Annotated in this window: 5 protein-coding genes; 1 reads left to right on the top strand and 4 read right to left on the bottom strand. The window is 57.2% G+C overall.

Annotation, left to right across the window (positions count from 1 at the left end):
- Positions 1 to 404, top strand: a 404-nt coding sequence (locus HV796_RS43600) for a hypothetical protein (protein WP_217478163.1), incomplete at its 5' end; no start/stop codon positions are given.
- Here the strand turns inward: HV796_RS43600 and HV796_RS38865 are convergent.
- Genes HV796_RS38865 through HV796_RS38850 form a run of 4 tightly spaced genes read right to left on the bottom strand, consistent with a single transcriptional unit; the run spans position 405 to position 7,552 of the window.
- On the bottom strand, positions 405 to 2,024 hold the full coding sequence (locus tag HV796_RS38865; RefSeq protein WP_175233100.1) for a type I restriction-modification system subunit M: 1,620 nt from the start codon (positions 2,022 to 2,024) through the stop codon (positions 405 to 407).
- Entirely contained in the window at positions 2,021 to 3,217 is a 1,197-nt protein-coding gene (locus HV796_RS38860) for an ATP-binding protein (RefSeq protein WP_175233099.1), read from the bottom strand. The genes HV796_RS38865 and HV796_RS38860 overlap by 4 nt, the downstream gene beginning before the upstream one ends.
- On the bottom strand, positions 3,214 to 4,485 hold the full coding sequence (locus HV796_RS38855) for a restriction endonuclease subunit S (RefSeq protein WP_175233098.1): 1,272 nt from the start codon (positions 4,483 to 4,485) through the stop codon (positions 3,214 to 3,216). Before HV796_RS38855 ends, HV796_RS38860 begins: the two co-directional genes overlap by 4 nt.
- Positions 4,475 to 7,552, bottom strand: coding sequence for a type I restriction endonuclease subunit R (locus HV796_RS38850; RefSeq protein WP_175233097.1), 3,078 nt, complete (start codon positions 7,550 to 7,552; stop codon positions 4,475 to 4,477). The genes HV796_RS38855 and HV796_RS38850 overlap by 11 nt, the downstream gene beginning before the upstream one ends.
- Positions 7,553 to 8,363: the final 811 nt, after the last annotated feature.

Raw genomic sequence — 8,363 nt, 5'->3', positions numbered from 1 at the left:
GCCCTCACCAGCTCGACCATGTGCGCCCGGAACTCCGCCGGGTACGCGATACGATGCTTGCCCATTTCGACACTCCTCCTTCTGTTCAAAAGGATAGGTGTCCGTTTTCGCGGGTCAATCTCAAAGAACGAGACGCGACAGAGGCAGGCACGCATCGGTGGGCGACGCTCGGAGCGGTTGAGACGCGATATCAAGGCTCGAGACCATGCCGGCTCACAATCTTCCTGGAACCCTGCGTGCAAGCCATTGAACGGCAGCTTCGGCGGGCGCCGGACGACGCACTTGTTCACCACGAGCGCCGCCGCCCGGAGCAGACCACGCCGGACCGCCTGGTGCAGCAGCATGTCGAGACATATTCGCGCACGCTGAGGCTGGGGCATGCACGGACCAGTCAGTGTGAGTGACTATGGCAACGGCTTCAAATCCAGTTCTCTCAGGAAAGCGTTGTGCTTGTCCTTCGCAGCCGCAATCGCCTTTTCAATCTCAACCAGCTCTTGGTGAGTCTCATCCAGAAAAATCTCCGTCTCGTTCACCGCGGTACCGATATAGCGCGAGATGTTCAGGTTGAAATCGTTCTTCTCGATCTCAGCCATTTCCACCTTGCGTGAGTAGCGCGCCTGTTCCTCGCGGAACTGGTAGGTCTTGATGATCTTGGCGATGTGTTCGGGCTTGAGCTGGTTCTGGCGTTTGCTTTTCTCGAAGTGCTCCGGCCCGCTTGCGTTAATGAACAGCACATCGTCCGGCTTCTTGCACTTCTTCAACACTAGGATGCAGACGGGGATGCCGGTGGAATAGAAGAGATTGGCAGGCAGGCCGATCACCGTGTCAATGTGTCCGTCCTTCAGCAGTTTGGTGCGGATGCGTTCTTCCACCCCGCCTCGGAACAGTACGCCGTGCGGCAGGATGATGGCCATCACGCCTTCGTCTTTGAGGTAGTGGAAGCCGTGCAGCAGGAAGGCGAGGTCGGCAGCGGACTTGGGCGCGAGGCCATGGCTCTTGAAGCGCACGTCGTCAGCCAGCGCGTCGGTCGGTTCCCAGCGGTAGCTGAAGGGCGGGTTGGCAACAATGGCGTCAAAGCTAGGCTTCTTGGCCGGATTTTGCTCCCGCATCATGTCCCACTCGTTAAGCAGGGTATCTCCGTGGAAGATCTCGAACTCCGTGTCTTTCACACCGTGCAACAGCATGTTCATGCGTGCGAGATTGTAGGTCGTGATGTTCTTTTCTTGGCCGAAAATTTTGCCGATGGTGCCGTTCGCCTTGGCCACTTTCTTGCGCACGTTAAGCAGCAGCGAGCCAGAGCCACAGGCAAAGTCCAGCACGCTCTCCAGCCGCTTCTTAGTCCCCGTTTTCGGTTCCTGACTGTCCAGCGTGACGATGGCGGAGAGGACGTCGGAAATCTGCTGCGGGGTGTAGAACTCGCCTGCCTTCTTGCCGGACCCAGCGGCAAACTGGCCGATCAGGTATTCATAGGCATCGCCCAGCGCGTCGATGTCGGTGGAGAACCCCGCAAGCCCTTCGGCGATCTTCTGGATGATGGCGCAGAGCTTAGCGTTCCGGTTGGCGTAGGTTTTGCCGAGCTTGGGGGAACTCAGATCGATCTCGGAGAACAGGCCCTGAAAGGTGCTCTCGAAGGATTCCGTCTCGATGTACTTGAAACCCGTTTGCAGCGTGTTCAGCAGTTCTGCGTTTTGGGTGCGGGCCAGGTTGGCGATGCTGTTCCAGAGGTGCGCGGGCTGAATGACGTAATGCACCTTGCGGCGCATCTGCTTCTCGAACGCCGAGACGTCGTCAATGTTGTTCGCATACCAGAGCGCTAGCGGCACCTCGCGGGTGTCGCTTCCCACGTCAGGGTAGTCCCGCCCCAACTCCTTCTTCGCCGCCGTTTCGTAATTGTCCGAAAGGTAGCGCAGGAAAAGGAAGGACAGCATGTAGTCGCGGAAGTCGTCCGCATCCATGGCGCCGCGCAGTTGGTCCGCGATGCTCCAGAGGGTCTGGTTGAGTTGCTTTTGTTTGGATTCGTTCATGGGATCGTGGCAGGTGCGGCGGCGGTTGCCGTGGGTGCTGCGGCTGGTGTCGGTGTCGTCTCAAGAATGTCAGGCAGGTCAAACTGGAATTTGGTGGTGAAGTCTTCCAGAATGCGCCGGAACAGCTCTTTGTTGTCCTCCCCCATTTCGGTCGGTTCATGGATGGCGTATTTTCCATGACTGAGGAGGTTCAGCGCGCGGTTGTAGAGTGTACGATCTTCCTGGATGCTCAGCGCCTTGAGGCAGAAGGAGATGTCAGCGTGGCCGAAGAACGACGCCGTTTTTTCCATGATGCTGCGCAGGGCGTTGAAATGGAAGGTGTATAGCTTGCCGGTGCTGGGGGCGGCGGCAAATTGGAGCTCAGCGAGTGACGCGACGTGATGGAAAAAGGGCGTGTCCTCGGTGGCTCGCAGGGTATATACGCCATCTCCGTTCGGACGATGCAGAAAGTAGCGCTTGTGGGTCACCCTCGGCTCACCCTCTTTCGCTCTGCCAATCTCGTTACACATCACGTTGAAGAAAAGGGCGTGATGGGATGAGAAAACCACCTTGATGGGCGCGGGTACGCCGTTTTGGTCTTTGCGGATCGCAGCCCGGCGCAAGAGCTGTGCGAGATCACAGGCCACTGCGATGGCGTTGTTGTCGTCCAGCGAGGAGATGGGGTCGTCGATGTAGAGATATTTGTTCAACTGATAGGAGACGTGCCCATCGAGCATCCGCTCGCAAATGGCCATGAACAGGCACCAGATGAAGATGTTCTGCTCGCCGCGGGAGATCTTGATGTTCTCGGCTTCACCTTTGCGGAAAGAGACCTTCCATGTCTCGTAGTCAATGTCGAAATCGAAGTCCGCGTAGCGGTCGAGGTAGCCCGCAATCGTTTCGTCCAGTGCGAGGTCTTTCAGGCCATTGAAGAAGGTGGAGTTGGTATTGAGTTGGAGCCGCCGGACCGCATCACCATTTAGATCGTTGTCCCAGGTGAACAAGTCTTCGGTAAAGGCATTGAAGTAGAGGGTGTCGGCAGTGCCATTGTTCTTGCGCTTTCCTTCGTCCTTGAATTCCATCGACAACCGTGTCTTGCCAGTGCGGTTGTAGGCATACATGAGGATGAGCTCTACTCCGCCCAGATCGTCACGCAGCTTTCTCGTGAGTGTCCTGAGGTTGGCGTATTTGTTGATCTTCGGCTTTGCGCTCATGCCTCAACCTCTTCGGAGGATGGGAAGAGCTTCTGCATCAACCCTTTTTTGTGGGTCTTGAGGGCTTCGCGCTTTTGGGTTTCAGCGGTGATTCGCGCGTCGAGGCTGCTCAGGCACGACGCGATGCGTTGCTGCTCGGGGAGGGATGGCAGTGGCAGCTCAATTTTAACAAGATCCGACTTCTTGACGTGAACAAACGAGGCTTTGAATCCATGCGCCTTTTTAGCAATGTCTTCTTCAACCCTCGAAAGGACCAGTAACGAGAACGGTAATGTGACCTGCTGCTCATCCATCAACACCTTGAAAATATGCTGATTCAAGACACCAGGCGGACCATTCCATACACGAGCGCCGAAAGACGAACCCAGCGTTCCAGACCAAGCAAAGAGTAAATCTCCAGATTCAATGCGGTTTCGTTCTAGCACTGGTGCTTGGGAGTAATTGAACTCAGCGGACGGATCGTTCAGATTCTGGATGCGGATGATTGGAGTCCCACTTCGTTTCCAATCTTCTGGCTTGAAGGCACAACCGTTAATGAGATGAAACATATCGCCAACCGTCCGAACATCCCACCCCCCGGCATTCTGGAATTCGGGAAAGCGGAGGCGGGGCTGAGTTTCGCCTTCGCGGGGGAATAGCTGCTGCATCAACCCTTTTCTATGGGCCTTGAGTGCTTCAACTTTTCCTGCTTGCGCGGCCACCAGTTCATCCACGGAACACAGGCACTCGGCGATTTTTTTTTGTTCAGCGAGTGACGGAAGCGATGTATGCCAATCGCAAAGCCTGCTGAAATAGAGCCGGGTTCGCGTGCCTCCAGCTTTTTGCGATAGAGCAAACTCTTTGAAGTCGAGGCCATCATTCAACTTGGCGAGCAAGAAAACTGGGTTAAGACCTTTGGCGCTAAAAACGGGATACTCTTTGCTTACGGCAATCTCTCCGCCTGTTTCATTGATGTTGAATTTGAACAGACCGTCGTCGCTCATGTGCCGGTAAACAAAGCAACCCGGTGGAACTACACCGTATTCGTTCTTGTTCTGAAGGACTTGACCGGCGAAGTAGGCGTCTTGGCGTTTCAGCCCCTCCCGCGTGGAGCTATAGACCGGTAACTCGGTATCAGGCGGCACTCGACCAGAGGAATCTTCCAGATAAGGTCCGATGAGCTTTTTTTCCCATCCTTTCGCACCCCGAAACTCTGCAAACCGCAACCTCGGCAACAACTCGGGCGTTACTTTTTTCTTCATGTCGGGGGCTTTCGTCTTACTGCTCATACGCGCTCAGTCCTGAAATGTCGCGGCCACCGGCGCGTTTGATGAGTAGGGGATGCAAATCTTCCATTAATGCAAGCTCTGCCTGGGTGCGGGCTTTCCACCCGAGGTCGAGCGGGGCCATTAGGTCGCTGAGTTGCTCGCCATCGAAGATCATGCGGTCGAGGATGCCGTCCACGAAGGTTTGCAGGGCGGCGGTGCCCAGGCCGTACTTGGCAGCGATGACTGCGAGTTCCTTCGAATTCTTCTCTGCCTTGAAGCGGGTGTAGCCGTCGCGGATGGCGACCTCAGAGAGGCCTTCGCCGGCCCGGAGTGTGCCGATGTATTCGGCGATGTCGTCGCGCTCGTTCATGAACTTGGCATCGGCGCTGATGAGCCCGATGAGTTCCTCGCGAGTCATCTTGGCCTTGCCGGGCCCTTTGGCGGAGAACTTGGCAATGAGGCCCATGATGTAGTCGTAGTCGATGACGGCGGAAGCGAAGAGGACAAACTCGAAGTCGAGCTGGTCCACGGGGTCATCGTTGCCGGGGCCATCACCTTCCTTGACGTCTTTGCCCTGCTGCGCTCTGAGCTCTTTGGCAGTTTGCAGATACTGGCCTTTGAAGCCGCGCAGGTTTTCATCGGGCAGCACGTGTTCGATGGCGGCTTTGTTATCTTCGCTGAGGTCGGTGTATTGGTCCAGCTGGGTTTTGAGTCGCTGGACTTCCTTGAAGTGGCTGATGAAGGCGGCGCGGGCCTCGTCGCCCTTCAGGTTGGCTACGGCGGATGGCGTGCAGGCAAGGCCCTGGGACGTCATGAAGTCGTCCAACTTCTGCACTGCGGTCTCCAGCTTCTGGATGACCACAGGCGCCTTGTCCACGAGCCAGATTTCCCGCGCCTGCTCGCCGCTCTTCTCGCCGGAGAAGAGGGCGATGGCAGCATCGACGGAATCTTGCTGCTGGCGAAAGTCGAGGATGTTGCCGTAGGGCTTGGTGCCGTTGAGCACGCGATTGGTGCGGGAGAACGCCTGGATCAAGCCGTGGTGCTTGAGGTTCTTGTCCACATAGAGCGTGTTCAGGAACTTGGAATCGAAGCCAGTGAGCAGCATGTCCACCACGATAGTGATGTCGATCTTCTGCGCGGCCGGGTAGTCGGCATTGGGCCACTGCTGGTCCTTGATGCGTTTCTGCACATCCTGGTAGTAGAGGTCGAACTCGCTCAAGCGGTGGTTGGAACCGTAGCGGGCGTTGTAGTCGGCGAGGACGGCCTTGAGCGCAGCTTTCTTGCCCTCGGGATCTTCTTCGTTGTCCACTTGTTCCTGCGGCAGGTCTTCTTGGATCTGCTTGACGTCTGGGTCGCCCTCGGCAGGCGGGGAGAAGACGCAGGCAATGTTCAGCGGCTTGAAATCGGGATCGGCGGCCTGCTTGTCCGCCTGCATGGTCTTGAACAGAGCGTGGTATTCGATGGCGTCGTTGATGGACGCGGTGGCGAGGATCGCGTTGAAGCGGCGCCCGCCGGTGGCTGTATTGTGCTTGGCAAGAATGGCCTCGATGACGGCCTTCTTGGCAATGGCTTCGCCGGGCTTTGGTGGGTCCTTACCCTCGGGCTTGAAGTAGTCGACGTGGAAGCGTAGGACGTTGCCATCCTCGATGGCATGGGTGATGGTGTAGGCGTGGAGCTGCTTGTGGAAGAGCTCCTCGGTGGTCCGATACGAGGCCACCTCACCGTCGATTTTTATGCGACTGGCGTTGCCCTTGGGTCCACCAAATATCGGCGTGCCGGTGAAACCGAAGAGCTGCGCCTTCGGGAAAAATGCTTTGATGGCCTTGTGATTGTCGCCAAACTGCGAACGGTGACATTCGTCGAAGATGAAGACAATGCGCTTGTCCTGCAGTGCTTCCAGCTGTTCTTTGTAGGTGGCCTGGCCGTTTTTGCTGCGCTGCTTGTTGCGCTTGCTGTTTTCGTCCAGCGCGAGGCCGAGCTTCTGAATGGTGGTGACGATGACCTTGTCGGCGTAGTCCTCTGAAAGCAGGCGGCGCACGAGGGCGGCGGTGTTGGTGTTTTCTTCGACGCAGCCTTCCTGAAATTTGTTGAATTCTTCCCGCGTCTGGCGGTCGAGGTCTTTTCGGTCCACGACGAACACACACTTGTGAATGTGGTCGTTTTCCTTCAACAGGGTAGAGGCCTTGAAGGACGTGAGCGTCTTGCCGCTGCCAGTGGTGTGCCAGATGTAGCCGTTGCCGTTGTTTTCGTCGATGCACTTGACGATGTGTTGCACGGCATAGACCTGGTACGGCCGCATGATCATAAGCTTTTGCTCACCCGCAAGCAGCACCATGTAGCGGCTGATGGTGCGGCCGAGGTCGCACTTTCTCAGGAAGCGTTCGGCGAACTCGTCGAGTTGGGTGATCTTGCGGTTGTCCTCGCCTGCAAACTCATAGATGGGCAGAAAGCGCTCGTTGGCATTGAAGGCGAAGTGGCGGACGTTGTTGTTGGCGAAGTAGTAGGTGCGGTCGCGGTTGCTGACGATGAACAGCTGCATGAAGCAGAGCAGCGTCTTGGTGTAGCCGTTGCCCGGGTCGTGCTTGTATTCGACGATCTGCTCCATGGCCCTGCGTGGATTCACGCCCAGGGTTTTCAGCTCGATCTGCACACAGGGCACGCCGTTGATGAGGACGAGAACGTCGTAGCGGTGGTGGCTGTTGTCGGTGTTGATGCGGAGCTGGTGGACGACCTCGAAGTGGTTTTTGCACCATTCCTTGATGTTCACCAGCGTGTAGTTCAACGGCGTGCCGTCGTCGCGGGTGAAGGCGTTGATGCCGCGCAGGGTCTTGGCAGCAGTGTAGACATCCGGGGTAACTATTTCATCCAGGAGCCTGGCGAACTCGGCTTCGGTCAGCTTGACGCGGTTGAGGGCCTCGAACTTCTCCCGGAAGTTCCTTTCCAGCGCGGCGCGATCGCGAATGTCGTCGCGGTATTCGTACTTCAAGTTCTGAAGCTTGCCAACGAAGCCGCATTCGATGTGCTCTTCTTTGACGACGGGGCTCGGTGCTCCGGACGGCAGATCGTAGGTGAATTTGGATGAAGGCATGGGGGAGGAAGGGGCGTTGGCTATGGATCGGAAGGCAATGCGGGTGGCGGGTCGCTATGTATTGTGTCCGTTGGGATGTACTACAACCACTTATAAGCTCGCCAGTGTGAGGTCCAACGTTCCGCTCATGTGTCGTGGGAGGCCTTGATGCGCGGGCTCTGGTCGAGCGCCCGACTTCGCAAAGCCGCACTCGGTAACGATTTCCTTGCGCGATCACGCCCCACGGCTCGTCATCGAACGGAAGACTTAGCTCGGACCCAGTCCAGGAACGTTTCGAAATTCTGCCCTGCCAGCTGCTTACGGCTTGCCGCTATCAGCCCTCTATTCTAGCCGAGGCAACCTTTTGCCTGCCGGGCGCTTCTCGTCCTGCTGCCGGTTCACGTCAAGCAACGGAGAGTTCAGGTAGACGTCCACTAAGGACACGGATTTCATGCAAGCCGTCCCTGGTCCAGATGCCCAAATGCCAGCTGGAAGGCGAAAAGGGACTGAGTAGTCGTGCTTGAATGCGTAGGGGGAGCGGGATAAGATCCACGCGCCCTGGCATGGGGTGCAGAGCGATGCGGGACGCTCTGAGGATCATGGCAGGCGCAACAGTGCCGTTTCCCAACGTTGTTATGAAGCTGCCCGTCGATGAGGGGGGGGAGCGCCGCTGATGGCCGCGTCGGCCTGCCGGGCTTCGAAGCCGGGGGCGCCCTCACGACGCCTGTGTGGCGAAATTCCTCTTCAGATCATCACGGGACAGGTATGACTGGCAGCATTACTCAGGCTTTGGTGCGGCAATACCCTCCATCCGGATCACGGGCCAGCGATT

The organism is Paraburkholderia humisilvae (assembly GCF_902859855.1).
Lineage (GTDB): Bacteria > Pseudomonadota > Gammaproteobacteria > Burkholderiales > Burkholderiaceae > Paraburkholderia > Paraburkholderia humisilvae.
This window is presented reverse-complemented; position numbering and strand designations above follow the sequence as displayed.

What these genes read in the sequence shown, in the direction of transcription:
- HV796_RS38865 (WP_175233100.1), bottom strand. Translation starts at nt 2,024, where the DNA reads ATGAACGAATCCAAACAAAAGCAACTCAACCAGACCCTCTGGAGCATC.
- HV796_RS38860 (WP_175233099.1), bottom strand. Translation starts at nt 3,217, where the DNA reads ATGAGCGCAAAGCCGAAGATCAACAAATACGCCAACCTCAGGACACTC.
- HV796_RS38855 (WP_175233098.1), bottom strand. Translation starts at nt 4,485, where the DNA reads ATGAGCAGTAAGACGAAAGCCCCCGACATGAAGAAAAAAGTAACGCCC.
- HV796_RS38850 (WP_175233097.1), bottom strand. Translation starts at nt 7,552, where the DNA reads ATGCCTTCATCCAAATTCACCTACGATCTGCCGTCCGGAGCACCGAGC.